The organism is Streptomyces sp. NPDC058620 (assembly GCF_042717135.1).
Classification (GTDB): domain Bacteria; phylum Actinomycetota; class Actinomycetes; order Streptomycetales; family Streptomycetaceae; genus Streptomyces.
The window spans coordinates 63,109-86,370 of sequence record NZ_JBHXQO010000010.1 but is presented as its reverse complement, the minus strand read 5'-3'; the positions used below and the strand labels follow the sequence as shown (position 1 = coordinate 86,370).

Below are 23,262 nucleotides of genomic sequence, written 5' to 3'. Positions count from 1 at the left end.
GCGTGACCACAGACCAGACCGACCAGGCACAGCAGCAGCTGCTCCCCGGCGTCGACTACCGCACCGAGACCCGTCAGCGCCTCGTTCCGCACACCGTCAACGGCAAAACGAAAATGGTCGAGGAGGACTACGACGTCCTGGTCCCCGTCCCGCCGACCGACTGGGACCACATCGTCACCACCGCCGTCACGATCGCGGCCGCCGGCCTTATCGCCGTCGCCGTCATCTGGTCAGTGGCGAGCATCGGCGACCTTCTCGCCCGCGCTGTCACCGCACCCATCGCGTACCTCGCCGCCGGGGCATTCGTCACCGCGTGGGTCACCTGCATGGCCATGGAGTGGCTCGCCCGGTACAACGCCGACCGCGCCGCCGGCCCCCGCAAGGCCGGGACATGGGCGCTGATCCTGGACATGGCGGCCGTCGCCACGCACGGCGCACTCGAGGACTCCCTGTACGTCGGCATCGCGGGCGCAGCCATCTCCGCCATGGCGAAGAAGATGTGGTCCGTCGTCATGAAGCACCAGGCGCGGCCGCTGTCCGCCCGGACCAGGCAATGGCTGATCCAGGAAGAGGGCGAGATCGCCGCCCGCCTGGCCCTCGGCGCGCAGCTGCGGACCCTCGCCAGGGTAGAGGGCCAGGCCGCCGTGTTCGCCGAGCTCCCCGCTCCGGCCACCCAGCTGCAGGACACACCGGGACAGCTGTCCCCGACTGTCCTGTCCGCTGTCCGGGCGATCAGAGCGACTGTCCCGGACCTGTCCCACGATGACGTCCTGGACCACCTCGACACCATCGGCCTGGACTACGACCCCGAAACGGTCCTGGCTGTCCTGGACAACGAGGACAACGGGCAGGACACGCGAGACAGCAGGTCAAAGGGCCCGCTGCCCACCATCGCCCCGGCCGGGCAGACCGTCACGGACAGCATCAGGACAGCCCTGTCCTCCGGTGTCCAGGACAGGGACAAGGTCCTGTCCTACGCGCAGAAGCTCCACCCGGCCACACCGCGCTCCACGATCGTCCGCACCCTCAACCGCGAGCTGGAGAAGAGCGCGTGAGCGCCGACCCGGTCGACGAGGAGCAGCGTGTACGGCGCTGGCTGCGCCGTACCATCGACGGCCCCCCGGCCGAGCAGCAGCCACAGCCCCCGCTCGTCCAGGTCCACGTCATCCCCGAGCCGACCCCGCCGGACACCACCGACGACGAGGACGAGCCCGAGGACGACGGACCCGAGGGGCAGCCGGACAAGGACCTGCCGTGGTGGCAGAGGGCGCCCCGCCCATTCGGTCACCACGACCAGGAGCCCGCCCCGGATCCGCAGGACACCATCGCGGCCGCGCCCGGCATCCACGTCACCGTGAACCAGCCCGCGGCCGCCGCGTTGCCCTGGACGGTCCTCAACCCGGCCGACCAGCGGGCGCAGGAGCGGCTGCACCGCCGCCGCCTCTGGCTCGCCTACCACGGTGGCGCCGCGGCCGTCGGATGGTTCCTCGGCCTCGTCGCGCAGATGCGGGAGCTCATCGCCGACGCAGGCACCGCCGCCCCCGGCGCCGGCGTCGCCCTTGGCCTCGTCACCTACATCGTCGCCTCGTACCTGCCCGGCCTGCCGTACGTCCCGCCCGCGCTGCGCCCCGTCATGGTCTGGGCCGCCCGCATCCCCGTCTGCTCCGCCGCTCTCGCCCTGGCGCTCAACGCGCCCGGCATCGTCTAGGAGTCCACCGTCATGTATCTCGCAGCACCCAACAGCGGCGGCGCCGCCCTGGGCTTCCTCGGCAGCGGCGGCGTCGCCGTCTGCCTTACCGCGCTGCTCATCTTCGGTGTCATCGGCAAGGGCCGGATCAAGCTCACCACCGGCAAGGCCGGAACCGTCGCCTTCCTCGCGGGCACCGCGTACACCGCGGCCGGGAAGATCTGGGCCAACGCCGACGAGGTCGTACGCCAGGGCTGGACGGGCCTGGGCGTCGGCACCGGGGACGGCCCGTTCGGAGAGATCGGCATCGGCGCCGCATCCCTCCTGCTGCTCATCATCATGCTGACCGCCCCGCTCAACCCGGTACGGGCGGCCGTCGTTTCCGTGATCGCCGCCTTCACCTGGCCCACCGCCGGTGACGGTTCCGTATGGGCCGTCCCCGGCCAGCTCGCCGCAGCCTTCTTCATGATGATCGGCGGCTGACCATGAAGCACTGGATCGGGTTCTGGACCGCCCTGTGGGCCGGATCGTCCCGCCTGAACCACCGGACCGTCGACTGGCTCTGCGCCGTAAAGCACGCCCCCAAGACCCCGGAGGTAACAGCGGGGGAGCAGCCCACGGAGGGATCAGCCCTGCTCCGCTGGGTCGGCCTGCTGCTCGCCGCCGCCGTCGCCAAGGGCCTGCCCTGGACCACGGCCATCGCCACCACGTGCACCGCCGCCTGGGCGCTCACCGCGCTCGCACTCGGCTACGCCGCATCCTTGACCGACGAGGACGACCAGGAGCCGGAGCAGCTCGCCGCCGAGGGCGGAGACCCGGAGCAGCCCACCGAGGAACCACCGCATCCCTCCGAGCTCCTGGAGCTCGGCAGCCTCGCCCAGCTGCTCGCCCATGCCGACACCGGAGAGGGCTCCGGGGTGCACCTCCTGACCCTCCGCACCCGGTGGTCAGGGAGCCCCGTGGGCGGCCTCCCGCCGGCCGCCTGGGAGACCCGCGACGTGCGCGCCCTCATGGCCCGCCACGGGGTCCGCGTACGGGATGGCGTACGGGTGCCACCCAAGGGCGGCCGCGAGGGGGTCCACCGGGATGACTTCCCACCCCTCCCCCCGCCCCCTCTCGGCCCCGGCGTTGTTGGCGTTGTTGTCGCAGGTCAGAGCAACAACAACAACGCCGCCAACACCCCCACATATGTGATCACCGACGACCCCGACAACCCCGTACGCCACAACGTGCTCCACACCGAGAGGACCTGACCCATGGGACTCAAGAAGTCCATCAGCATCGGCGAACTCGCCAAGAAGAACCAGCAGTCCAAGCAGCAGCGGGCCGCCGAGACGGACAAGCCGACGCCGCAGAAGGGATGATGGAGCGCATGGACGACCTGGTGCAGTTCCTCCGCGACCGGTACGACGAGGTCGAGCGGATCGCGCGGGCGGCAACGCCCGGCCCATGGGAGCAGACGCCTAAAAGGGTCGGCTGCCTTGCGTCGGCAGATTACTGGGAGGTTGTCGACTGCTCCGGTACACCTACGGCCAGGGAGAACGCCGAGCACGCCGCACAGCATGATCCGGCCCGCGTCCTCCGCGACATCGACGCCAAGCGGCAGGCCGTGGGCGCTTGCGCGGAATGGCTCCACGACAGCACGGACGGCATCGACCCCTGCGCCGCATCCGTCCTGGCCGCCCTCGCCCTGCCGTACGCCGACCACCCGAAGTACAAGCAGACATGGCGCCCGTAGGCCCGCTGTCAGTGCTGCGCCGTACCGTCTGACACGTCCAGGCGATGTGCTGCCGCCCGGACCCGAGCGCCCCGCCCCGACACGCGTCGGGGCGGGGCGCACCGCGTCTGGCTGGACAAGATCGCGGATCAGCGTCACACTCTTGCCAGCAGCACACCTGTGCCCATCAAGCCCCTGCCAGTCGGCCGGGGCTTTTCGCGTTCCCGGACGGAGGCACATGGACCTCGACAACCTCACCACCGCAGAAGCCGCCCGCCACGCCGACCGGGCCCGCCAGGCCCTCACCGCAGGCGCAGCTCACATCAAGCCCGCCACGATCCGCCAGTGGGCCAGCCGCGGCCACCTCACGGCCCACGGCCTCACCGAGAGCGGCAGCGCCACGTACCGCCTGGCCGACGTTGCCCGCGCCGAAGTCGCCACGCGGGCCCGCGCCTTGCGCCTCGTGGGCATCACCCAGCCCGGGCCCAGCTCGTCGCGCGCCTGACACTCCCCCTGATCGGAGGTGGCCCCTGTGGCCCTGCCCGAAGGTGTCTCCACGATCACGATCACCGACGACCGCACGCACCCCGACGGGGGCCCGATGCGCGGCCGCATCGTCGTCCGGCCCGCCCCAGCCCTCGTCACGAACCCGGAGCTCGGCCACATCGCGCAAGGTGACGCGACGGCCCGATGGGTCGACGGGGTGCTGACCCTGACTGTCCTCGCGGCCGACGCAGCCGGGTACGACCCCACCGACTACACGCACACCGTGTACGAGTGCCCCGACGACGCGGACGCCCGCTCGTACCCCGTACGCCTCACCACCGCCCTCGGTGAGACTGTCAAGCTGGCCGCCCTCGCACCAGTCGAGCCCTACACCGGCGACTACGTCCTCGTACCCGGGCCGCGCGGCGAGCAGGGACTGCAGGGCATCCAGGGACCGCCCGGCACTGTCCCCACCGGAGACGCCGTCGGTGTCACCCGCACCGCGTACAAACTCGCCGACGAGGCCGTGACCGCCTCTGCGGTCGTCCAGACGGACGACCACCTCACCTTCACCGTCACCGCAGGCGGCGCCTATAGCCTCGAGGGCTGCCTCCTCGCCACCGGCGACCCCGCCGGTGACCTCATGCTCACCATCACCGCCCCGCCTGGTTCCATCGGCGGCTGGACGCCCACCGCGACCACGTTGGGAACAACGGACGGCACCGGCTCGGTGCGTCTCACACGGCTGGACTTCGGCGCCCCGTCGTCCATGGGCGTCACCGCAGCCGGGGTGATCGTCAAGCCAGCAGGTGGCCTCATCGCCGGGGCCGATGGCGTGGTCACGGTCCAATGGGCCCAGGCCGTCTCCAACGCCACCGCCACGATCCTCAAGGCCGCCTCGTGGCTGCACCTCAAGCGCATGGGCTGAACACCAGACACCGCCCCCGCGGCGGCCGCATGATGGCCCCCTCGTCACCACGTCCCAGGGGGGACCATGCGCACCACCGCCACCGTCGCGCTCATCGCGGCCGGCCTGCTCGCCACGCTCACGGCCTGCAGCGGAGAGAGCCCCACCGAGGCCAAGCCCAGCGCGCCGCCGTCGCTCACCGCCGAGCAGCGAGCCAGCGTCCTCGCCGCCGCCGGCATCCCGGCCACGACTCCCGAACAGGAAGCCGCGTTCGTCGCCGAGCTCAACACCATCGACCGCGACATCGCACACGGCAAGGCAGACAAAGCCGCGAGCCGAGGCCGCACCCAGTGCCAGACCATCCACAACTGGCCCAAGGACAAGGCCAAGCAGGCCGACCTGGCCCGGCAGCGCTTCACCAGCCCAACGCACCCCGAGGGGCGCACGCTGAAGACTGCCGAGAAGATCAACGCGGCGGCACACAAGCACCTCTGCCCCGACTTCTGACCCGACACCCACACGAGGCCCGACCGGACACCGGCCGGGCCTCTGGTGTGCGCACAGGAGGCTCCCATGGACAACCTCAACGACGACCCCCCAGTGCAGTGCTGGCACACAGAAGCTGACACCGTCTGCGACTGGAACATCTGCCGCCAACCCGACCGCCTCGTAGCTCACGACAAGGACCCGCTGATGGCCATCCCACAGAAGCTGACCACCGCTCAGAAGCTGATCGCCTACCGGGCCGAGCTGATCGCAGGAGGTGTCCATCCCGATCTCATCGACGACCTGACCAAGGACGCAGCACAGACCATGGTCATGAACGAGGGCCTCAAGGTCACCCGCCAGGACCAGGACGCGAGCGCTGACTGACGATGGCTGGCCGCGACGACCTCACCGCCTACAGCTACCGCAAGGCGCGCGCGGCATTCCTCGCCGCCAACGACGTCTGCCACATCTGCGGCCACCCCGACGCCAACGTCGTCGACCACGTCACCCCCGTCATGGCCGGCGCCGACCCAGAGGACCAAGACAACTGGGCACCAGCCCACGGCATCACCCGCTGCCCCACCTGCGGCCGCAACTGCAACGGCGAGAAGGGCGCGAACACCAACCCGCCCCGCCTCATCACCTCACGCGACTGGTACGCCGGACCCTGACCCCTGGAAGATGCCCCCATGGACGACCTGGTGCAGTTCCTCCGCGACCGACTGGCCGAAGACGAGCAGGTGGCCCGCGCGGCCATGTGGGACGAGCTGTCAGACGTCTGGACAGCGCGCCCGCCCCAGGCTCGCTACGAGCAGTACATCGTGGCGGACTATCTCGACGACGGCGTTGTGGTCGTCACCCCGGAGAACGCTGACGCCGACGGGGTAGGCCGCCACATCGCGCGCCATGATCCGGCCCGCGTCCTCCGCGAGGTCGAAGCTAAGCGGCAGCTGCTGGACACATTCCTTCCCGACGCGGCGGGCGCCGATGAGCAGATCAACGATGAGTGGAGGGCGGGCTCCACGCTCGCCGTCGACCTGCTCTGCCTGCTTGCCCTGCCGTACACCGACCACCCCGACTACCGGCCCGAGTGGGGTCCCTGATCGCAGGAGGACACCTTGCCGAAGCCCAGCACCCCCGCTTGGGAACCGACAGCGGCATGGCTACAGGCCAACGGCATCGACCCCAGCGACGTCCCCCTCGACAGCACACCCAGTGAAGGCGTGGACAGCGAAGGCCGCCCCATCATCCGCTACACCGTTCTCCTGCGCAGAGACGGACGCCGCTATCTCGCCGATGACGGGTTGGAGGCAGCGACTGAGGAGCGCGAGGCCCCGCTCATCACGCCTCGGACCGCAGCTCCCGGACCCTGGGCCGCCGGGCACCAGCTCACCATCCGCACACAGCTTGAGAGCCGCGTAGGGCCCCTCTACGAGGCCACAGGCGACCGTTGGGCCGAGCACCGCGATACTGGGCGCATCCTCGTCTCCTGCAACTGCGGCTTCGCCACCGGCTGGACGCTGGCAGCTGCCATCCCGAGCCTCGCCGAGCTCCGCAGGGAGCACGAAGGCAACCTGATCTAGTCGCATCGCCGCAGGTCAGCGGCCCAGACGGCCTGGATTTTTTAGGAATCGGGCTCTTCCCAGCCCCGCGCCCAGCTTTTATTTTTCTCTCCCCGGGCTGACCAGGGCATATGCGGTTCTTGCGATGCGGGGGCGAACGGGGGCGCAGCGTGGCATCCCGGGCATTCCAGGCTGGTGCGGTCGGAGAGCACGCCGCTCGTGCGGTCGCGGTCGAGCGTGAGGCCCGCGGCTGGGAGCAGCGCGAGCTCGCCGAGCGGCTCACCCAGGCGGGCCGGCCGATGTCCCAGCCGATCGTGAGCCGGATCGAATCCGGCGCTCGCCGCATCGACGTCGACGACCTCGCCGCCCTGGCCGAGGTGTTCGGCATCAGCGTCGCCGCGCTGCTGCCGGCAGCCGAGGCGGACGAGAGCGCCACCCCGCGGTCGCGGCGACGGCGCAACGAGCCCGGCCCGGTGGAGCTCGCCCTGACCGACGACATCGAGAACCTGGGCGACCTGCTGGGCATGGAGCCGACGCACGCCGCGGTGGCCCACCGCCTGGCCCGCCAGATGGACGGCCACCACCCTGTCCCCTGTGAGGAGTGCGGCGCCTCGGTGTACGTGCCGAACGACGCCAAGATCCTCCCCAACTTGGCGAGGGAGCTGCGGGCCACGGTGGAGGCGCTGGTGAAGGGGCGTGCCGTGGATGACGACGACGATGACGACCTCGGTGACCTCGGAGGGATCTGAGAAGACGTGGGAGGCTCCGCCGGAGTTCGCCCAGCAGTGCCTGGACCTGTACGGGCTGACCTGCCCTCCGAGGTGGGGCACGCCGCGACGGCCGGAGTTCGAGTCCCTCGGCCCGGCCGCATGGCGAGTGATGGAGAGGCTCGGCTTTCCGCCGATGCCGTGGCAGCGGTACGTCCTGGACGTCGCGCTCGAGATCGACCCGGCCACAGGGGTGTTCGCCCACCGGGAGGTCGGCCTGTCGGTGCCGAGGCAGCAGGGCAAAACTCAGCAGATCCTCGGGCTGATGGTGCACCGCATGGCGGCCGGTCAGCGGCAGAACATCATCTACGCCGCGCAGAACCGGATCATGGCCCGGAAGCGGTGGGAGGACGAGTTCCTCGCCACGATCGAGACGTCGCCGCTCAGCCGCCGGATCACCTCCCGCAAGGCCAACGGCAGCGAGGCGATCATCTGGAAGCGGACCCGGTCCCGGCTGGGGATCACCGCGAACACCGAATCGGCTGGGCACGGTCCGGCGTTGGACCTCGGTGTCATCGACGAGGCGTTCGCCGCCGAGGACGACCGGCTCGAGCAGGCGTTCAGCCCGGCCATGCTGACCCGGCTCAAGGCCCAGCTGTGGTGGGCGTCCGCCGGCGGAACGGAGAAGTCGGTGTGGCTGAACGGGAAGCGCAAAACCGGCCGCGCCCTGATCGAGGCACTGTGGGCCAGCGGCGCACGGCCGCGTACCGCCTACTTCGAGTGGTTCGCCCCGGAGGAGATGGACCGGGCGGACCCGGCGACGTGGCGGGCCTGCCTGCCCGCACTCGGCTACACGGTGAGCGAGGACATCATCGCCGCCGAGCTCGAGAAGATGGCCGCCGACCCGGGCGCGTTCGACCGGGCGTATCTCAACAGAACCCGCAAGGCCACGCCGCCCGTGGACCCGAACGTGCCGAAGAAGATGTGGCCCGGCCTGGTCGATGCCGCGTCGCGGCCGGGCGAGGACATGGCGTTCTCCATCGACGTGTCGCAGGACCGGGCCTGGTCGTCCATCGGGATGGCCTCCGTACGGGACGACGGCCTGGTGCACCTGGAGGTCCTGGACCGCCGGGCAGGTACCGCCTGGGTCGTACCCGCGATCACGCGCCTGGCCGAACTGTGGAACCCGCTGGTTGTCGCGGTCGCCGGGTCAGGCTCCCCGGCCGCCTCGCTCATCGACGACCTGCAGACCGCGGGCATCAAGGTCCCGGAGGGCAAGGACCACCCGAACCGCGGGCACCTCGTGATCCTGCGGTCCGGTGACGCCTCCGAGGCGTGCGGGCAGATCGCCGACGCCATGAACCAGAACACCGCCCGCCACCTCGACCAGACCCCGCTGACCGCATCGGTCAACGGTGCGCGGTCCCGCCGGATCGGGGACGCGTGGACGATCGACCGCACCAACAGCCTCACCGACGCCTCGGCGTTCGCCGCGGTGACGTGGGCCCGCTGGGCGCTGCTGACCAAGGGGCCGCTGGTCCTGGACGACTACGACGTCCTCGACTCGATCGGCTGACACATGACAGAGAGGAGCAGCGCGGTGCGTGAGTGGATGACGACGTGGCTGGACGTGCTGGGCCTGGTGCTCGTCGGGGCCGGCGCGGCCGCGGGGATGTACCCGCTCATCGGGTGGGCGGGGCTGGCTGCGGCCGGGGGCGTCATCCTGGGTGGCTCGTCCCTGGCGGCCCGGCAGGGTACGGCTGTACGTAAGCGGGGTGACGGCACGTGAGTCTGTTCTCTCGCCGTGGTGCGCCGTCGCCGACCGCTGACCAGCTGATCCCTACGAGGCAGGCGCAGCGTGCGGGCTCGGCGACCGTGACGCCGGATACCGCGCTGCGGAACTCGGCGGTGTGGGCGTGCCTGCGGCTGCGTGCCAACCTCGTGTCGACGATGCCGGTTGACGTGTACCGCAAGGTCGGTGGCATTCAGGTCGAGGTGCCCAAGCCTCCGGTGTTGGTCGCCCCAGGCGGCGAGAACGTCGAGATGCTCGAGTGGATGTACTCCACCCAATTCGACCTGGACCGGTCGGGCAACACTTTCGGGATCATCACCGCGCGGGACGGGCTGGGCTTCCCGTCCCGGATCGAGCTGGTGCCTGTCGCCGAGGTCACGGTGATCGTCCGCAAGGGGAAGCTGGCCAAGTACCGGATCGGGAGCACCGAATACGACCCGGTGAACATCTGGCACGAGAAGCAGTACACGATGTCCGGCCTGCACGTCGGCCTGTCCCCGGTGGCGCACGCCGCCTGGTCCATCGGCGAGTACCTCTCCATCCAGCAGTTCGCCCTGGACTGGTTCTCCAACGGCGCGGTCCCCAGCGCCCACTTGAAGAACACGGCCAAGACAGTCAGCCCAGAGAAAGCCGAGGAGACGAAGCGCCGGTTCAAGGCCGCGACCGCGAACCAAGATCTCTTCGTGACCGGGCAGGACTGGGAATACAAGATGATCCAGGCCGAGGTGGCCGGGTCGGAATGGATCGAGGCCAAGCGGTACGGCATCGGTGACATTGCCCGGTTCTTCGACTGCCCTGGTGACCTCATTGACGCTGCGGTTTCGGGAAGCTCCGTCACGTACGCCAACATGGTGCAGCGCAACCTGCAGTTTCTCGTGATGAGCCTCGGCCCGGCGATCATCCGCCGCGAGGGCGCGCTGTCGTCGCTGACCTCCCGGCCCCGGTTCGTGAAGCTGAACTCGGATGCGCTGCTGCGCATGGACCCGCAGGCCCGGGCCGCGATGTTCCGCACACAGATCGAGTCGCGGCAGCTCGCCCCCTCCGAGGCCCGCGAGCTCGAGGACCGGCCGCCGTTCACCGACTCCCAGCTGGCCGAGTTCGACCGGCTGTTCGGCAAGGGCACAACGCCAACCCCGCAACCCGCGACCCCCGGAGGGACGACCCCATGAGCACGATGACCGCCCTGCGCGCACAGGCCGCCGCCGCGCGGTCCGCCGCCGCAGACACCAACGCCCCGGCGACCGCCCTGCCCCGCGACCGGCCCGAGTCCCCCGAGATCCGCTTCCGCTCCCAGCTCCGCGCGAAGAAAGTTCTGCGCGAGGAGCAGGAGTGGTACGAGGTCTCCGGCTACGCCTCGGCGTTCGAGCAGGGCTACGAGATGTACGACTTCTACGGGCCGTACACCGAGGTCGTCAGCCACGGCGCTGCAGACGCCACGCTCGCCGCCGACCCCGAGGTGGTGTTCCGGTTCAACCACGCCGGGACGCCGATGGCCGGCACCCGCAACCAGCGGCTGCAGCTGTGGGCCGACGACGCGGGCCTCGGCCAGCGCGCGTGGCTCAACCCCAAGCGCGCCGATGTGCAGCTGCTCGTCCAGGCCCTCGAGGACGACGACGTGCGAGAGCAGTCGTTCATGTTCCGCATCACGTCTGGTCAGTGGTCCCCGGACTACACCGAGTACCGCATCAACTCATTCGACCTGGACCGCGGCGATGTCGGCCCCGTCACGTACGGAGCCAACCCCCACACCAGCGTGAGCGCCCGGTCCGGGGACTTCCTGGCGTCGATCCCGAACATGCCGCCGCTCATGGCACGCGAGGCTCTCGCCCGCCTTACCGCGCGCGCCGACCTCGGCGCCAAGCTCCCGGCCTTCACCCCGCCGCCGACGCCCGCGCCGGCGCCCGCGGCACCCGCCGCGCAGGGACGCTCCATCACCATTCTGCGCACCCAGCTCCTGATCGACGCCGACCAGGACTGAGCAACACCCCTCGATCCACACCGACGGCACGCGCTCCGGCAGATCGCCCGGAGGCGGGACCTCGTCATGCCCGGCAGATCGCCCGGGCCACCTGGTCGCGCCGCACACCACCACTCCACCGATCTACCGGAAGGGCACCACCATGCCTGGAACCATCGACGACCTGATCGCCTCGATCGAGGTCGAGCTCGAGGCCGCGCACAAGCGCGGAAAGAAGTGCGGCGCCGAGATCCAGCTCATCCTGGACAAGGCCCAGCAGGACGGCCGTTCCTCCCTCACGGTCGAGGAGGACGAGCGGGTCGCCGAACTGTTCGCCGCCCGCGACCAGTCCAAGGGCGACGTAACCGGCATCGAGAACAAGCTCGCCAACGCCAACAAGATCAAGACCGAGGAGATGGAGCGCCAGGCCGAAGCGAAGAAGTCCACGCCGACGCAGGCCCGCCGCCCCTCCTACGACCAGGTCGCCCGGGTCGGCAACGAGGAGCGGACCTACCGCAAGGACCAGGACCCGCACGGCAAGAGCTTCCTCATGGACGTCTCCCGCCAGTTCCTCTACCAGGACGTGGAAGCCTCGAGCAGGCTGTCCCGGCACATGGCCGAGGAGCGCGTGGAGCGGGCCGAGTACCTGCAGCGCGCCATCGGCACGTCCGCTTTCAGCGGCCTGACCGTGCCGCAGTACCTGACCGACATGTACGCCCCGGCCACCGCGAACCTCCGGCCGTTCGCCGACATCTGCAACCGGCACCCGCTGCCGGATTCCGGAATGTCCGTGAACATCAGCCGGATCACGACCGCCTCGTCCGCCGCCCTGCAGGCCGCAGAGAACGACCCGGTCTCCGAGACGAACATGGACGACACGCTCCTGACCGTCCCCGTCCAGACTGCGGCCGGTCAGCAGACCGTCTCCCGGCAGGCGATCGACCGAGGCACCGGCATCGAGGACGTCACGATGCAGGACCTGTTCAACCGCGTGGCCACGGTGCTCGACAACACCCTGATCAACCAGGCCACCAACGGCCTGTCCGCTGTCGCGCAGGCCACCTCCTACACCGACGCCACCCCGACCGGCGCGGAGCTGTACCCGAAGATCCTCGGAGCGGCATCCGGGGTGGAGGCTGCGCTGCTCGCCATGGGCCGGCCGTCCCACGCGGTGATGAGCAGCCGCCGCTGGTACTGGCTGTCCAGCCAGATGTCCTCGACGTGGCCGATGATCAACTGGACGGGTGTGCCGGTCCAGGCCGCGGGCACGGCCAACTCCCAGTCCTCGTACGCGTCCGGTCCGCGCGGCGTTCTGCCCTGCGGACTCGAGGTCGTCGTGGACAACAACATCGCAACGAACCTCGGGACCGGCACGAACGAGGACGAGCTGTTCGTGGTCCCGTCGGCGGAGTGCCACCTCTGGGAGGACGAGGGCGCGCCGATGTTCATCCGCGCCGAGCAGGCCAAGGCCGCCACCCTCGGCGTGCTCCTGGTCGCCTACTCCTACTTCGCGTACACCTTCGGGCGCTACACGAACGGAATGCAGAAGGTGGGCGGCACCGGCCTGATCACTCCGGCGTTCTGACCCTTCCCACGCGACAGGCCCAGCCGCTCTCATCCCGGAGCGGCCGGGCCTGTCCCCGTGGGCCGCTCCTTGGGAGAGGACGACCATGGCAACTCTGCAGGCACTGGGCGGCGAGCGCTTCCCCAACTCCGCCCGGATCTCCGCCAGCCAGACCGGCAACGGCGCCTCCACCCACATCGTGGACCGGGGCGCCGCCACAGAGCGGCCCGCGCTGCTCACCATCACCACCACCGTGGCCGCCACCCCGACGTGCACCTACGCGATCGAGGGCAGCGCGGACGGGGCCAGCTGGTTCCCCGCCGCATACGCCGATCCGGCTACCCCGGAAACCCCGGCCGTCGCCACGTTCGCCATCACGACGGCCGGCACCACGCACAAGCTGATTCGCCCCGGCTCGCCGTGGCGCTTCCTTCGCCTGACCTACTCGGCGAACACCGCGGTGACGAACACCGCTGACGTCACGATCTTCTGAGAGGACACACCATGGCCACGGCTAACCAGACGATGATCGCCGCGCTGCTGCGCGAACGCGCCTCGTACGAGCAGCAGAAGAAGCCCGACCGGGTCGAGCAGGTCAACGACCAGCTGCACCGCCTGGGCTACACCGACGAGGACCAGGGCGAGGGCGAGCCAACCGGCCGCACCGCCACGGACCCGGCGCAGCAGACCGCGGCTGAGACGCCCGCTCCCGCAGCCACCCCGGAGCAGGAGACGAAGGAGAAGCCGCCGGCCAAGAAGACGGCTGCCGCGCGCCGCCAGGCCGGGTAACCCGGTGGCCGCCCAGGACTACGCGGACGTGGCCACGCTGCGCCTGATGCTCAAGCTCGAGGACGACGACCCGCGGCTGTCGCTCGTACAGCGAGCGCTGACCTCGGCGTCGCGCAGCATCGACAAGACGTGCGGCCGCCGGTTCTGGCTCGACCCGACACCGGTCACCCGCACGTACCGGCTGGGCGGGCGCACGGTCTGCGAGGACGACGGCGAGGTCCTGCTCGTCGACGACGTCGGCAGTACGGACGGCCTGGTGGTCGAGACCGGCTCCGGTGCCTCCTGGTCCCCGGTGACCGGCTACGAGACGACCCCGGACAACGCCCTCCTGGACGAGCGGCCGGTGACCGGTCTCGTCCGGCTGGGCGGCAGCTGGGGCGGCGGCACATCGCGGGTACGGGTCACCGCCCGATACGGATGGCCTGCCGTACCGCACGACATCGAGCAGGCCGCGCTGATCCAGGCAGCCCGCCTCTTCCGTCGCAAGGACAGCCCGGAGGGCGTGACCGGCTCGGCCGAGTGGGGCGTGGTGCGCCTGTCCCGCCGCGACCCGGACGTCTGGAATCTCATCGAGCAGTACGTGCTCGACGGCTTCGGATAGGAGGAGCAACGATGCAGATGTCCGCCGTACGGGGGGCGATCGCCGAGGCTGCGAGCACGGTCGTGCTCCCGGTGTCCGCCAAGCTCACGTGCACCGGGTTCACCCCGGACGCGGTGACCGAGCCGCACTTCTTCTGCGGCGAGTATTCGGTGGAGTTCGACCGGGCCATGAACCGGGCCCTGGACGTGGTCGAGCTGACGTGCCGGGTCCTGGTCGGCCTGGCCGACGACGAGGCCGCACAGCGCCTCCTGGACGCCATGCTGTCCGGCTCCGGGCCCGGCTCCCTCAAAGCGGCCATCGAGGCCGCGCGCGGCGCGCCCGGCGACTACGCCCTGGGCGGGCTGGCACACGACCTGCACGTGATGCGGGTCCAGGGCTACCGCTGGTACGAGCACCAGGGCGCCAGCTACATCGGCGCCGAACTCATCATCAAGATCATCGGAGAGGGGTAGCCGTGGGCAAGTTCGTGCTGCTCGACGCCCGCCTGTTTGCACCGGGCGCCGACCTGTCCGGCGCCTCCAACAAGATCGAATTGACGAGCGAGATCGAGGACAAGGACGCCACCAACTACCGATCCGGCGGCTGGAAGGAGGTCCTCGGCGGGCTCGGCTCGGCCGAGATTTCGGCCGAGGGCCAGTGGGAAGCGGGCGACCCGTCCAAGGTCGACAACTCCTCTTGGGCCAACCTCGGCGGAGTCGGCCCGTACACCGTGTGCCCCACCGACTCGGTGGTCGGAGCCCTGGCCTATCTGGTGCAGGGGATGCGCGCCGACTACAAGGTCGGCGACCAGGTCGGCGAGATCGCCCCGTGGTCCGGGACGGTCAAGAGTTCGTGGCCGCTGGTGCGCGGACAGATCGCGCACCCGCCCGGCCTCGCCCGCACCGCCGCCGGGTCCGGCACCGCGCTGCAGCTCGGCGCCGTCCCCGCCGGTAAGCGGCTCTACGCCGCCCTGCACGTCCTGTCCGTGGCGGGCACCGCCGCGCCCTCCATCACGGTCACCGTCGAGTCCGACGACGCCGTTGGCTTCACCACACCGGTCACCCGCGGCTCGTTCGCCGCGGCCACCGCGCCCGGTGGGCAGGCGCTGCGTACCGACGGCCTCGCCATCACGGACACGTATTACCGGATCACCTGGACGGTGACCGGTACCACGCCCAGCATCATGTTCGCTGTCTCTCTCGGAATCAGGTGATCAACCATGGCAAAGATGGTTCTGCTGGCTGCTCACGTCAGCCTCGGCGGTAACGACCTCAGTGCGTACGCCCGCAAGGCGGAGGTCACGGTGGAGGTCGAGGACAAGGACGTCACGACCTATGCCAGTCTCGGCTGGAAGGAAGTGTTGGGCGGGCTCAAGTCCGGTGAACTGTCCCTCGAGTTCCTGCAGGACGTCGCCGCAACGAAGATCGACAGCATCATGTGGCCGCTGCTCGGCACGGTCGTCCCGTTCGTGGTCCGTCTGGACAACGCGGTGAAGTCCGCGTCCAACCCGGAGTGGACCGGCAGCGTCCTGGTCAACGGCTGGAACCCCATCGAGGGCGGTGTGGGAGACGAGGCGGCCGTCTCGGTCGGCTACCCCACCTCCGGCGCGGTGGTCCGCGCCGTCGCCTGATGGCCGGCGGCCCGCCGTTCGATCTCCAGGTCACGCACGAGGGACTCGACGCCCTGGTGCGCGCGATCCGCCAGGAGGCCGACGGTAAAGCGCTGCGTAAGGACCTGGCCAAGAACATGCGCGACGCCCTGCGGCCGGGCGCCGCGCAGGCGAAGTCCTCGATCATGGCCATGGGTTCAACGGGCACCGGCACCGGGCCCGGCCTGCGGTCCACCATCGCCAAGAAGATCAGGCCCGAGGTGAAGTTGGGCGGCCGGTGGTCCGGCGCCAGGGTCAAGGCGTTCAAGACACCCGGCCTGCGCCACTTCGCCAACGCCCCGAAGCGCACGAACCGCAGGAGCGGCGGATGGCGCACCCTCTCCTACGGTCGCGAACCGTGGCGCACCCAGGTGGGTAAGCGCGAATGGTTCGACGAGGCATTTCAGAACGACGCAGACCAGCACCGACGCGCTGTCCTGGACGCCATGGAAGACATGGCAGCCCGCCTCGCGTCCCGAGCACGACAAGGAAACGCCTGATGTATCTCGTCTACCAGCCCGATGGACAGAGCGAGCCGACCCGCTGGCACTACAACCCCAAAAAGTTGATGAGCGTGGAGCGGGAGGACATCGAGCGCCGCACCGAACGCAACTTCTCCGCGTTCACCCAGGACGTACTGCAGGGCAACTCCCGCTGCCGGCGCGCACTGCTGTTCACGTTCCTTCGCCGCGACCACCCCAAGACCAAGTTCGAGGACGTGGACTTCGCTTGGGACGAACTGTCCCTGGACTACTCCCGCCAGGAGTGGGAGGAGATCCGCAAGAACATCGTCGACACCCAGCACGGTGACGAACTCGCGGCCTCGCTCATCAAGATCGATGCCGCGATTGAGACCGCCTACGACGACACCTCGACTGAGGGAAAAGCGGGGCTGCCGATCGCCGAGTAGCGCAGCTCGGCAACGCGGCCCACCTGCTCAACATCAGGCCGTGGGAATGGCAGCTGATGACCGTAGAGCAGACCGACACAGTGCTGTCCTGGCTGGACGCGTACAAGCAGGCCACCGACGAGGCCACCAACTGAACAGAGAGCGGGGCCCGCCATGAGCGACACGTCACTGGTGTTCAACCTCGTGGCGCGGGACCGTGCCTCGGCCGAAGTCTCCGCGATGGGCGAGCGGTTCAACACTGCGGCCGCGACCATCGGCGCTGGGTTCGCCGCGCTCCTGGGCGCCAGCGTCGTGCAGGGCCTGGACATGGAGGCCGCCGGGGCCAAGCTGAGCGCGCAGCTGCAGCTCGGCCCGGCCGAGGCCGCCGAGGTCGCACAGGTCTCTGCGTCCGTCTACAAAGACGCGTGGGGCGAGACGATCGACGAGGTCAATCTCGCGGTCAAGGGCGTGTACGCCAACATCGGCGACACCTCGCAGGCCGAGGGCGGTCTTGAGGGCCTGACGTCCAAGACGCTCGCCCTGGCCAAGACGTTCGACCAGGACCTGACCATGGCGACCGCGGCCGCCGGCCAGATGGTCCGCACCGGTCTGGCCGACGATGCGGACGAGGCGCTGGACATCCTGGCCATCGGCCTGGGCACAGCCGCGGACAAGAGCGGTGACCTGCTCGAGACGTTCAACGAGTACAGCACCCAGTTTCGCCGGGTCGGCCTGGACGGGCAGACCGCCACTGGCCTCATCGCGCAGGGCCTGCAGAACGGTGCCCGCGACGCCGACCAGGTGGCCGACGCCATCGGCATCTTCGGAGAGACAGCGCTCAAGGGCGGTACAGCGGTCGACGCCGCGTACACGTCCATCGGTTTGAGCGCCGACACCATGGCGAAGAAGATCGGGCAGGGCGGGAGCAGTGCCGAAGAGGCATTGTCGATGACGTTGGACGCCCTGCGGGGCACCACGAACGAGCAGGTCCGGCTCAACGCAGCGTCCGCCCTGTTCGGAGATCCCGCCAACACCATGGGCGATGCCCTCTACGCGCTGGATCCGGCCGCTGCAGCGGCGGCCGCCGGCATGGACAAGACCGACGGCGCCATGGACCGGCTCATGAGCTCCATGGGCGGGACGTCCAAAGCCCAGCTCGAGCAGTTCAAGCGCACCGTGATGGTGGAGCTCGGCGAGGCGAGCGGCGCGCTGATCAGCTTTGCGTCGGAGAACTCCGCGGTGACCAAGCCGGTGCTGATCGGGTTCGTGACGCTGGCGGCCGTGGTCGTCACCGCGAAGGTGGCGATGTTCACCTATGCCACGGTCGCCTCCATCGTGACTGGGGCGCACACCCTGATCGCCGCGTCCTGCTGGACCGTGATCGGCAACTGGACCCGGATGACGGCCATCGGCCTGATGGCCTACGCCCGCATCGCCGGGGCTGCTGTCGTATCCGCGGCGACAACGGCCGGCGCGTGGATGGGCAGCGCTCTTGTCTCGATCGGCACCTGGATCGCCGCGGTGGTCCGGGCGGCCGTGACAGCGGCCGCCCAGTTCCTCATGATGGCGGCCCGCGCAGTGGCGTGGGCGGCTGTGATGGCTGCTCAGTGGTTGATCGCGATGGGCCCGATCGGCTGGATCATCGCCGCAGTGATTGCCCTGGTCGTCCTCATCGTCGCCAACTGGGACAAGATCAAGTCGGCTACGGGTGCCGCCTGGACCTGGGTGTGGTCCAAGGTCAAGGCAGTCGGCGCGGCCATCCTCGGCTACATCACGAACCTGCCCTTGGTGAAGTGGTTCCTCCAGCACTGGGACAAGATCAAAACCGGTGTCGCCACGAAGGTCGTTGGCCTGGTCGCGTACGTGCGTGGCCTGCCAGGACGCATCCGGGATGCACTCGGCAGCCTAGGTTCGCTGCTGGTCCAGAAGGGGCGCAACGTCGTCGAGGGCCTGTGGCAGGGCATCCAGGCCATGGGCGGCTGGCTCAAGTCCAAGGTCATGTCGTTCGCCCGGAACGCGATCCCCGGGCCGATCGCCAAGGCTCTGGGTATCGCGAGCCCCTCCAAGGTCACTACCGCACAGGGCCGTTGGATTGCCCGCGGCCTGGTCGTCGGCCTCACCGGTTCGGCGAAGCAGGTCAAGTCCGCAGCGCAGAAGCTGGCGGACATCGTCCGAGACAGCATGGCCCCGGGTAAGAAGCGGTCCGCCGCCCTCGACAAGATCGGCGCCGGGTCCAAGCGCCTGGTGGCGCTCGCCAACGCTGAGGTGCGGGTCGCCGCCCGGATGAAGACGGCGACCAAGGCCCTGTCCGACCAGCTGAAGGCGCGGGACAAGCTGGCCGCGGACGTGAAGAAGGGCGTCCTCGACTCGGCGAACATCACCGCTGGCGCTACCGGTGGTCCGGTCACCGCGCAGACGATCCTGGCGACCCTGACGCAGAAGATGCAGCAGGCCCGCCAGTTCGCCGCACAGTTGGCGACCCTCCGCAAGAAGGGCGTCAGGTCGGACCTGATCGCGCAGATCGCGCAGGCCGGGGTCGAGCAGGGCTCCGGCGCGGCCACGGCGCTGGCTCTGGCGTCGAAGAGTCAGATCAGCCAGATCAACGCCACCCAGGGGGCGCTGGTCGGCGCGGCCGGGCAGGCCGGGGCAACGGCCGGGACCGCCATGTACGGGGCCGGCATCCAGGCAGCCCGCGGCCTGGTCAAGGGGTTGAAGAGTCAGCAGAAGGCCATCGAGAAGCAGATGGCGTCTCTGGCCAAGGGCATGGCCGCCAGCATCAAGAAGGCCCTCGGCATCCACTCGCCCTCGACGCTCATGGCGGACGAGGTCGGCGCGATGATCCCCGCCGGGATCATCACGGGCATGGCCGACGGCCAGGCCCCGCTGGACAAGGCCATGGCCAACAGCGTGAAGCCGCCGCCACCTCCCGGGGCCGGCGGACCGATGCTGTCCCGGCCAGCCGCACCGCTCCTCATGGCGGGCGGCGGCGGGCAGACCGTGCGCATCGAGCTGGTCGGCCCGGAGGAAGGCAAGCGGTTCATCCGCGGCATCGTCCGCAAGGACGGACGCGGCAGCGTGCAGAAGGCGTTCGGCTACGGAAAGGAGGCAACAGCGTGACGTTCCCCCAGACCCCTCTGGATGTGAGGTCAGAGCTGCAGATCGGCGGGACGTGGACGGACGCCAGCACGGACGTCTACACCCGCGCCCCGATCACCATCACCCGAGGGGCGCCGGACGAGGCGACTGGCCTGGAGCCGTCCACGTGCTCGCTCACGATGAACAACCGGCATGGCAAGTACAGCCCGCGGAACCCGATGTCGCCGTACTACGGGCTGATCGGGAGGAACACCCCGCTCAGGGTGTCCGTGCAGGGCCCGGAGTCGTATCTGTCTCTGGACGGCAGCACCACGTCCTACGCCCGCACGCCGGACGTAGCCGCGCTGGACATCGTTGGGGACATCGACCTCCGGGTCGAGGCGACTGTGGACTGGCACTCGACTGCCTCGCAGACGCTGCTCGGCAAGTGGATCTCTGCGACCAACCAGCGCTCGTACCTGCTGCGGCTCCTCGATGGCGTCCTCATCCTCAACTGGTCAGCCACCGGGAGCGCGTCACTGTTCGCGCAGCAGCCGCTGCCCGCGCTCCCGAAGCGCGCCGCACTGCGGGCCACGCTGGACGTCAACACCGGAGGCGGCAGCTTCGGGGCGACGTTCTACTGGGCCGAGTCCATGGCCGGCCCGTGGACCCAGATCGGCGACCCGCTGACCGGCCCGGCGACCAGCATCTTCGCCAGCACCGCACCCCTGGAGATCGCACCCATCGCCGCGACCGGAGTCACCCCGGTCTTCGGTCGCGTACACCGAGCCGAGGTCCGCTCCGGTATCGGCGGCACAGTCGTCGCATCGCCTGACATCCGGGCCCTGGCCGAGGGCGCGACCGGGTGGACGGACAGCGCCGGCCGCATCTGGACTCTCGGCGCGGACGCGCACATCTCTGACCGGCAGTACCGGTTTCATGGGGAGGTCAGTGCGTGGCCGTCCCGGTGGGACGTCTCCGGGAAGGACGTCTACGTCTCGGTCGAGGCGGCCGGCATCACACGGCGAATGGGCCAGGGCAAGAAAGCCCTGGACTCCACGCTGCGCAGGCGCATCCCGTCCGACCCGGACCTCATCGCGTACTGGCCGATGGAGGACGGCGCCGAGGCCACGGCCGCATACTCCCCCCTGCCCGGCGTCGCGCCGCTGACGGTGACCGGGTTCGAGTTCGGCGCGGACGACTCGCTCGGCGGCGCCGCCTCGCTCCCGAGGGTGGGCAGCCCGGCGACCATGCGCGGGTCCGTGCCTCGGAGTACAGCCAGCGGCTGGCAGGTCGAGTACGTCTACCTGCTGCCGACGATGCCCGCCCTACAGACCGAAATGGTCCGCGTCGCCGTGGCCGGGTCCGTGATGAAAGCCGCCGTCGTCTACGCGAGCACCGCCGGAGTCCGGATCGAGGCACAGGGATCCGACGGTACGGTCCTCGCTTTCTTCACATACACCGACGCCGGGGCGCTGGCGGATTTCTCGACCACGTGGAACCGGCTGGCCATCTACACGGCTGACGACGGGGGCACGTGCCGCCTGTACGTGTCCTGGCGCAACATTTTGGACGGCGGCCTGTGGATTGCCCGTACCGGATTCGTTGGGGTGCAGGGCGCGGTCACTGAGGTCTCCGGGTCCTGGGGGTCCGGCACAGCCGACATGACCCTCGGGCACCTGGCCGTGTTCGACATCCCCGCCACGTCTGCCGCCCTGACCGCACCGCCCGGCAGCGGAATCTTCGCGGGCGCTGACGACGGCTTCCTCGGCGAGACTGCCATCGAGCGCCTAGGGCGGCTGGCCACCGAGGAGGCGGCGCAAGTCGACTTGTCCTGGCGCGGGGAGGACTTCACCACCCCGACTGAACGCATGGGACCGCAGCGCCCTGCCACTCTCCTGGATCTGATCGAGGAGGCCGCGGAAACCGACGGCGGAATCCTGTACGAACACGCGGACCGCACCGGCCTGGTGTACCGGGACCGGCAGTCCCTCTACAACCAGGCCGTCGGCCTGGCCCTGGACTACACGGCGGAGGGAGAAGTGCCGCCGCCGCTGGAGCCGACCCCCGACGACCAGCGCACCCGCAACGACATCACCGTCACCCGGAGGGGCGGCAGCTCAGGGCGGGCAGTCCTGGAATCGGGGCCGCTGTCCATCCAGCCCCCACCGAATGGGGTGGGCCTCTACGACGAGGCATTCACCCTGTCCCTGTACAACGACGACCAGCCGCCCGGGATCGCCCAGTGGCGGATGCACCTGGGCACGTGGGACGAGGACCGCTACCCGACGATCACGGTGTGGCTGCACGCCGCCCCGCATCTCGTCGACGATGTCCTCGACCTGGACATCGGCGACCGAATCACGATCAGCAATCCGCCGGCGTGGCTCCCGCCAGGAACCATCGATCAGCACATGCGCGGGTACACCGAAGTCCTCGACCAGTTCGAGTGGACGCTCACGATGAACTGCGTTCCGGCCGGCCCGTGGACAGTGGGTGTGGTCGAGGACCCGATCCTGGGTCGTGCGGACACCGACGGCTCCGAGCTGGCGGCCGCGGTCACCTCGTCGGACACAACCTGGCAGGTCGCCGTCACCGACGGGCCCGCGTGGATCACCACTAGCGGGCAGCCCACGGAGTTTCCCGTCGATGTCACGGCAGGAGGGGAACAGGTCACCGTCACCGGGATCACCGGCAAGGTCGAGGACACGTTCACCCGCACCGTGTCGAACAGCTGGGGCACCGCGACCACAGGGCAGACATGGATCACGACGGGGGGCTCCGCGTCCGACCGCCAGGTGAACGGCACCGCGGGCACCGTCTCGCTCCCGGCCAGCCCTGGTACGTGGCGCATCCAACGTGCGGGCCAGAGCCTGGCCGACTGCGAGACGCTCGTCCGATTCTCGATGGCACAGGTGCATACCGGAGCATCGTTCGATTTCTGCTCGATGCTGCGCTGGGTCAGCGACACCGACTTCTACGTAGTCAGGGCGTCCTTCACGACCAGTGGAACCGTGCAGATGCGGATCTTCACCAACGACGACGGGACGCCGGGCGGGACGGTCACGACCCCCTGGACGTACACGGCCGGCGCCAACTTCTACCTGCGCGCCCGGGTCGACGGTCAGCGCATCCGCGGCCGGGTTTGGCCGGTCTCTGCCCGGGAGCCGGATAGCTGGGACGTGGACCAGGTGGCCGCCGCCACGCCTAACGCCAGCGGCGATGTCGGGATTCTTTGCTTCGGTGGCGCCGGCCTTACGTCGGCCAACCCGACCGCGGCCGTCGCCGATTTCGTCGTGGTGAACCCGCAGACATTCACGGTGGTCCGCTCCGTCAACGGGATCTCCAAAGCCCATTCGGCTGGTGCGTCCCTGTCTCTCACTCACCCGATGCGCGCCGCGCACTAGGAGGTA

Annotated in this window: 28 protein-coding genes; all 28 read left to right on the top strand. The window is 69.7% G+C overall.

Features of this window, described 5'->3' with window-relative positions; genetic code table 11:
* Positions 1 to 2: 2 nt before the first annotated feature.
* The 28 genes from ACFWSK_RS13245 to ACFWSK_RS13110 all read left to right on the top strand — a co-directional run bounded on the left by ACFWSK_RS13245 (position 3) and on the right by ACFWSK_RS13110 (position 23,256).
* Positions 3 to 1,055: a protein transporter Sec31 gene (locus tag ACFWSK_RS13245; RefSeq protein ID WP_383784284.1), complete on the top strand. Its 1,053-nt coding sequence runs from the start codon at positions 3 to 5 to the stop codon at positions 1,053 to 1,055.
* Positions 1,052 to 1,708 carry a hypothetical protein gene (locus tag ACFWSK_RS13240; RefSeq protein ID WP_383784281.1) on the top strand — a complete coding sequence of 219 codons (657 nt, stop codon included), beginning with the start codon at positions 1,052 to 1,054 and terminating at the stop codon, positions 1,706 to 1,708. Before ACFWSK_RS13245 ends, ACFWSK_RS13240 begins: the two co-directional genes overlap by 4 nt.
* 12 nt (positions 1,709 to 1,720) lie before the next feature.
* Positions 1,721 to 2,170 (top strand): hypothetical protein, encoded by a 450-nt coding sequence (locus ACFWSK_RS13235; protein WP_383784278.1) that lies wholly within the window; start codon positions 1,721 to 1,723, stop codon positions 2,168 to 2,170.
* Positions 2,171 to 2,172: 2 nt separating this feature from the next.
* A complete protein-coding gene (locus tag ACFWSK_RS13230) occupies positions 2,173 to 2,940 on the top strand; it encodes a hypothetical protein (protein ID WP_383784275.1) in 768 nt (255 codons plus the stop codon).
* A gap of 119 nt (positions 2,941 to 3,059) precedes the next feature.
* The gene (locus ACFWSK_RS13225; RefSeq protein WP_383784273.1) at positions 3,060 to 3,425 is read left to right on the top strand and encodes a DUF6221 family protein; all 366 of its coding nucleotides are present in this window, start codon (positions 3,060 to 3,062) and stop codon (positions 3,423 to 3,425) included.
* A gap of 217 nt (positions 3,426 to 3,642) precedes the next feature.
* Positions 3,643 to 3,909: a MerR family transcriptional regulator gene (locus ACFWSK_RS13220; RefSeq protein WP_383784270.1), complete on the top strand. Its 267-nt coding sequence runs from the start codon at positions 3,643 to 3,645 to the stop codon at positions 3,907 to 3,909.
* Positions 3,910 to 3,936: 27 nt separating this feature from the next.
* Positions 3,937 to 4,818, top strand: a complete 882-nt coding sequence (locus ACFWSK_RS13215; RefSeq protein ID WP_383784269.1) for a hypothetical protein — start codon at positions 3,937 to 3,939, stop codon at positions 4,816 to 4,818.
* Between the two features lie 66 nt (positions 4,819 to 4,884).
* Complete coding sequence (locus ACFWSK_RS13210) at positions 4,885 to 5,304, top strand: hypothetical protein (protein ID WP_383784266.1); 420 nt, start codon at positions 4,885 to 4,887, stop codon at positions 5,302 to 5,304.
* Positions 5,305 to 5,370: 66 nt separating this feature from the next.
* The gene (locus ACFWSK_RS13205) at positions 5,371 to 5,670 is read left to right on the top strand and encodes a hypothetical protein (protein WP_383784263.1); all 300 of its coding nucleotides are present in this window, start codon (positions 5,371 to 5,373) and stop codon (positions 5,668 to 5,670) included.
* Positions 5,671 to 5,672: 2 nt separating this feature from the next.
* Positions 5,673 to 5,957 (top strand): HNH endonuclease, encoded by a 285-nt coding sequence (locus ACFWSK_RS13200; protein ID WP_383784261.1) that lies wholly within the window; start codon positions 5,673 to 5,675, stop codon positions 5,955 to 5,957.
* Between the two features lie 18 nt (positions 5,958 to 5,975).
* Positions 5,976 to 6,389: a DUF6221 family protein gene (locus tag ACFWSK_RS13195; RefSeq protein WP_383784259.1), complete on the top strand. Its 414-nt coding sequence runs from the start codon at positions 5,976 to 5,978 to the stop codon at positions 6,387 to 6,389.
* A 15-nt stretch (positions 6,390 to 6,404) separates the two neighbouring features.
* On the top strand, positions 6,405 to 6,869 hold the full coding sequence (locus ACFWSK_RS13190; protein WP_383784256.1) for a hypothetical protein: 465 nt from the start codon (positions 6,405 to 6,407) through the stop codon (positions 6,867 to 6,869).
* Positions 6,870 to 7,018: 149 nt separating this feature from the next.
* Positions 7,019 to 7,597 carry a helix-turn-helix domain-containing protein gene (locus ACFWSK_RS13185; protein WP_383784253.1) on the top strand — a complete coding sequence of 193 codons (579 nt, stop codon included), beginning with the start codon at positions 7,019 to 7,021 and terminating at the stop codon, positions 7,595 to 7,597.
* Complete coding sequence (locus ACFWSK_RS13180; protein WP_383784251.1) at positions 7,554 to 9,131, top strand: terminase; 1,578 nt, start codon at positions 7,554 to 7,556, stop codon at positions 9,129 to 9,131. The genes ACFWSK_RS13185 and ACFWSK_RS13180 overlap by 44 nt, the downstream gene beginning before the upstream one ends.
* Positions 9,132 to 9,155: 24 nt before the next feature.
* A complete protein-coding gene (locus ACFWSK_RS13175) occupies positions 9,156 to 9,344 on the top strand; it encodes a hypothetical protein (RefSeq protein ID WP_383784250.1) in 189 nt (62 codons plus the stop codon).
* The gene (locus tag ACFWSK_RS13170) at positions 9,341 to 10,516 is read left to right on the top strand and encodes a phage portal protein (RefSeq protein WP_383784247.1); all 1,176 of its coding nucleotides are present in this window, start codon (positions 9,341 to 9,343) and stop codon (positions 10,514 to 10,516) included. Before ACFWSK_RS13175 ends, ACFWSK_RS13170 begins: the two co-directional genes overlap by 4 nt.
* A complete protein-coding gene (locus ACFWSK_RS13165) occupies positions 10,513 to 11,325 on the top strand; it encodes an HK97 family phage prohead protease (protein ID WP_383784244.1) in 813 nt (270 codons plus the stop codon). The genes ACFWSK_RS13170 and ACFWSK_RS13165 overlap by 4 nt, the downstream gene beginning before the upstream one ends.
* Positions 11,326 to 11,467: 142 nt before the next feature.
* Positions 11,468 to 12,889, top strand: a complete 1,422-nt coding sequence (locus ACFWSK_RS13160) for a phage major capsid protein (protein ID WP_383784241.1) — start codon at positions 11,468 to 11,470, stop codon at positions 12,887 to 12,889.
* Between the two features lie 85 nt (positions 12,890 to 12,974).
* Positions 12,975 to 13,361, top strand: coding sequence for a hypothetical protein (locus tag ACFWSK_RS13155; protein WP_383784239.1), 387 nt, complete (start codon positions 12,975 to 12,977; stop codon positions 13,359 to 13,361).
* Positions 13,362 to 13,372: 11 nt separating this feature from the next.
* Positions 13,373 to 13,657, top strand: coding sequence for a hypothetical protein (locus tag ACFWSK_RS13150; protein WP_383784236.1), 285 nt, complete (start codon positions 13,373 to 13,375; stop codon positions 13,655 to 13,657).
* Positions 13,658 to 13,661: 4 nt separating this feature from the next.
* The gene (locus tag ACFWSK_RS13145) at positions 13,662 to 14,258 is read left to right on the top strand and encodes a phage gp6-like head-tail connector protein (protein ID WP_383784234.1); all 597 of its coding nucleotides are present in this window, start codon (positions 13,662 to 13,664) and stop codon (positions 14,256 to 14,258) included.
* A gap of 11 nt (positions 14,259 to 14,269) precedes the next feature.
* Positions 14,270 to 14,710 carry a hypothetical protein gene (locus tag ACFWSK_RS13140; RefSeq protein ID WP_383784231.1) on the top strand — a complete coding sequence of 147 codons (441 nt, stop codon included), beginning with the start codon at positions 14,270 to 14,272 and terminating at the stop codon, positions 14,708 to 14,710.
* A gap of 2 nt (positions 14,711 to 14,712) precedes the next feature.
* Positions 14,713 to 15,450 (top strand): hypothetical protein, encoded by a 738-nt coding sequence (locus ACFWSK_RS13135; protein ID WP_383784228.1) that lies wholly within the window; start codon positions 14,713 to 14,715, stop codon positions 15,448 to 15,450.
* A 6-nt stretch (positions 15,451 to 15,456) separates the two neighbouring features.
* Complete coding sequence (locus ACFWSK_RS13130) at positions 15,457 to 15,867, top strand: hypothetical protein (protein WP_383784226.1); 411 nt, start codon at positions 15,457 to 15,459, stop codon at positions 15,865 to 15,867.
* Positions 15,867 to 16,385, top strand: a complete 519-nt coding sequence (locus tag ACFWSK_RS13125) for a hypothetical protein (protein WP_383784223.1) — start codon at positions 15,867 to 15,869, stop codon at positions 16,383 to 16,385. Before ACFWSK_RS13130 ends, ACFWSK_RS13125 begins: the two co-directional genes overlap by 1 nt.
* Positions 16,385 to 16,795: a hypothetical protein gene (locus ACFWSK_RS13120; protein WP_383784221.1), complete on the top strand. Its 411-nt coding sequence runs from the start codon at positions 16,385 to 16,387 to the stop codon at positions 16,793 to 16,795. Before ACFWSK_RS13125 ends, ACFWSK_RS13120 begins: the two co-directional genes overlap by 1 nt.
* Before the next feature lie 153 nt (positions 16,796 to 16,948).
* A complete protein-coding gene (locus ACFWSK_RS13115; RefSeq protein ID WP_383784218.1) occupies positions 16,949 to 19,891 on the top strand; it encodes a phage tail tape measure protein in 2,943 nt (980 codons plus the stop codon).
* Positions 19,888 to 23,256, top strand: coding sequence for a hypothetical protein (locus ACFWSK_RS13110; protein WP_383784215.1), 3,369 nt, complete (start codon positions 19,888 to 19,890; stop codon positions 23,254 to 23,256). The genes ACFWSK_RS13115 and ACFWSK_RS13110 overlap by 4 nt, the downstream gene beginning before the upstream one ends.
* The last annotated feature ends 6 nt before the right edge of the window (positions 23,257 to 23,262 follow it).

Excerpts from the sequence above, each read along its gene's own strand:
- ACFWSK_RS13120 (WP_383784221.1), top strand. The coding sequence starts at position 16,385 with ATGTATCTCGTCTACCAGCCCGATGGACAGAGCGAGCCGACCCGCTGG.
- ACFWSK_RS13165 (WP_383784244.1), top strand. The coding sequence starts at position 10,513 with ATGAGCACGATGACCGCCCTGCGCGCACAGGCCGCCGCCGCGCGGTCC.
- ACFWSK_RS13225 (WP_383784273.1), top strand. The coding sequence starts at position 3,060 with ATGGACGACCTGGTGCAGTTCCTCCGCGACCGGTACGACGAGGTCGAG.
- ACFWSK_RS13180 (WP_383784251.1), top strand. The coding sequence starts at position 7,554 with ATGACGACGACGATGACGACCTCGGTGACCTCGGAGGGATCTGAGAAG.
- ACFWSK_RS13155 (WP_383784239.1), top strand. The coding sequence starts at position 12,975 with ATGGCAACTCTGCAGGCACTGGGCGGCGAGCGCTTCCCCAACTCCGCC.
- ACFWSK_RS13140 (WP_383784231.1), top strand. The coding sequence starts at position 14,270 with ATGCAGATGTCCGCCGTACGGGGGGCGATCGCCGAGGCTGCGAGCACG.
- ACFWSK_RS13200 (WP_383784261.1), top strand. The coding sequence starts at position 5,673 with ATGGCTGGCCGCGACGACCTCACCGCCTACAGCTACCGCAAGGCGCGC.
- ACFWSK_RS13150 (WP_383784236.1), top strand. The coding sequence starts at position 13,373 with ATGGCCACGGCTAACCAGACGATGATCGCCGCGCTGCTGCGCGAACGC.
- ACFWSK_RS13230 (WP_383784275.1), top strand. The coding sequence starts at position 2,173 with ATGAAGCACTGGATCGGGTTCTGGACCGCCCTGTGGGCCGGATCGTCC.
- ACFWSK_RS13220 (WP_383784270.1), top strand. The coding sequence starts at position 3,643 with ATGGACCTCGACAACCTCACCACCGCAGAAGCCGCCCGCCACGCCGAC.
- ACFWSK_RS13235 (WP_383784278.1), top strand. The coding sequence starts at position 1,721 with ATGTATCTCGCAGCACCCAACAGCGGCGGCGCCGCCCTGGGCTTCCTC.
- ACFWSK_RS13195 (WP_383784259.1), top strand. The coding sequence starts at position 5,976 with ATGGACGACCTGGTGCAGTTCCTCCGCGACCGACTGGCCGAAGACGAG.
- ACFWSK_RS13205 (WP_383784263.1), top strand. The coding sequence starts at position 5,371 with ATGGACAACCTCAACGACGACCCCCCAGTGCAGTGCTGGCACACAGAA.
- ACFWSK_RS13130 (WP_383784226.1), top strand. The coding sequence starts at position 15,457 with ATGGCAAAGATGGTTCTGCTGGCTGCTCACGTCAGCCTCGGCGGTAAC.
- ACFWSK_RS13125 (WP_383784223.1), top strand. The coding sequence starts at position 15,867 with ATGGCCGGCGGCCCGCCGTTCGATCTCCAGGTCACGCACGAGGGACTC.
- ACFWSK_RS13160 (WP_383784241.1), top strand. The coding sequence starts at position 11,468 with ATGCCTGGAACCATCGACGACCTGATCGCCTCGATCGAGGTCGAGCTC.
- ACFWSK_RS13115 (WP_383784218.1), top strand. The coding sequence starts at position 16,949 with ATGAGCGACACGTCACTGGTGTTCAACCTCGTGGCGCGGGACCGTGCC.
- ACFWSK_RS13210 (WP_383784266.1), top strand. The coding sequence starts at position 4,885 with ATGCGCACCACCGCCACCGTCGCGCTCATCGCGGCCGGCCTGCTCGCC.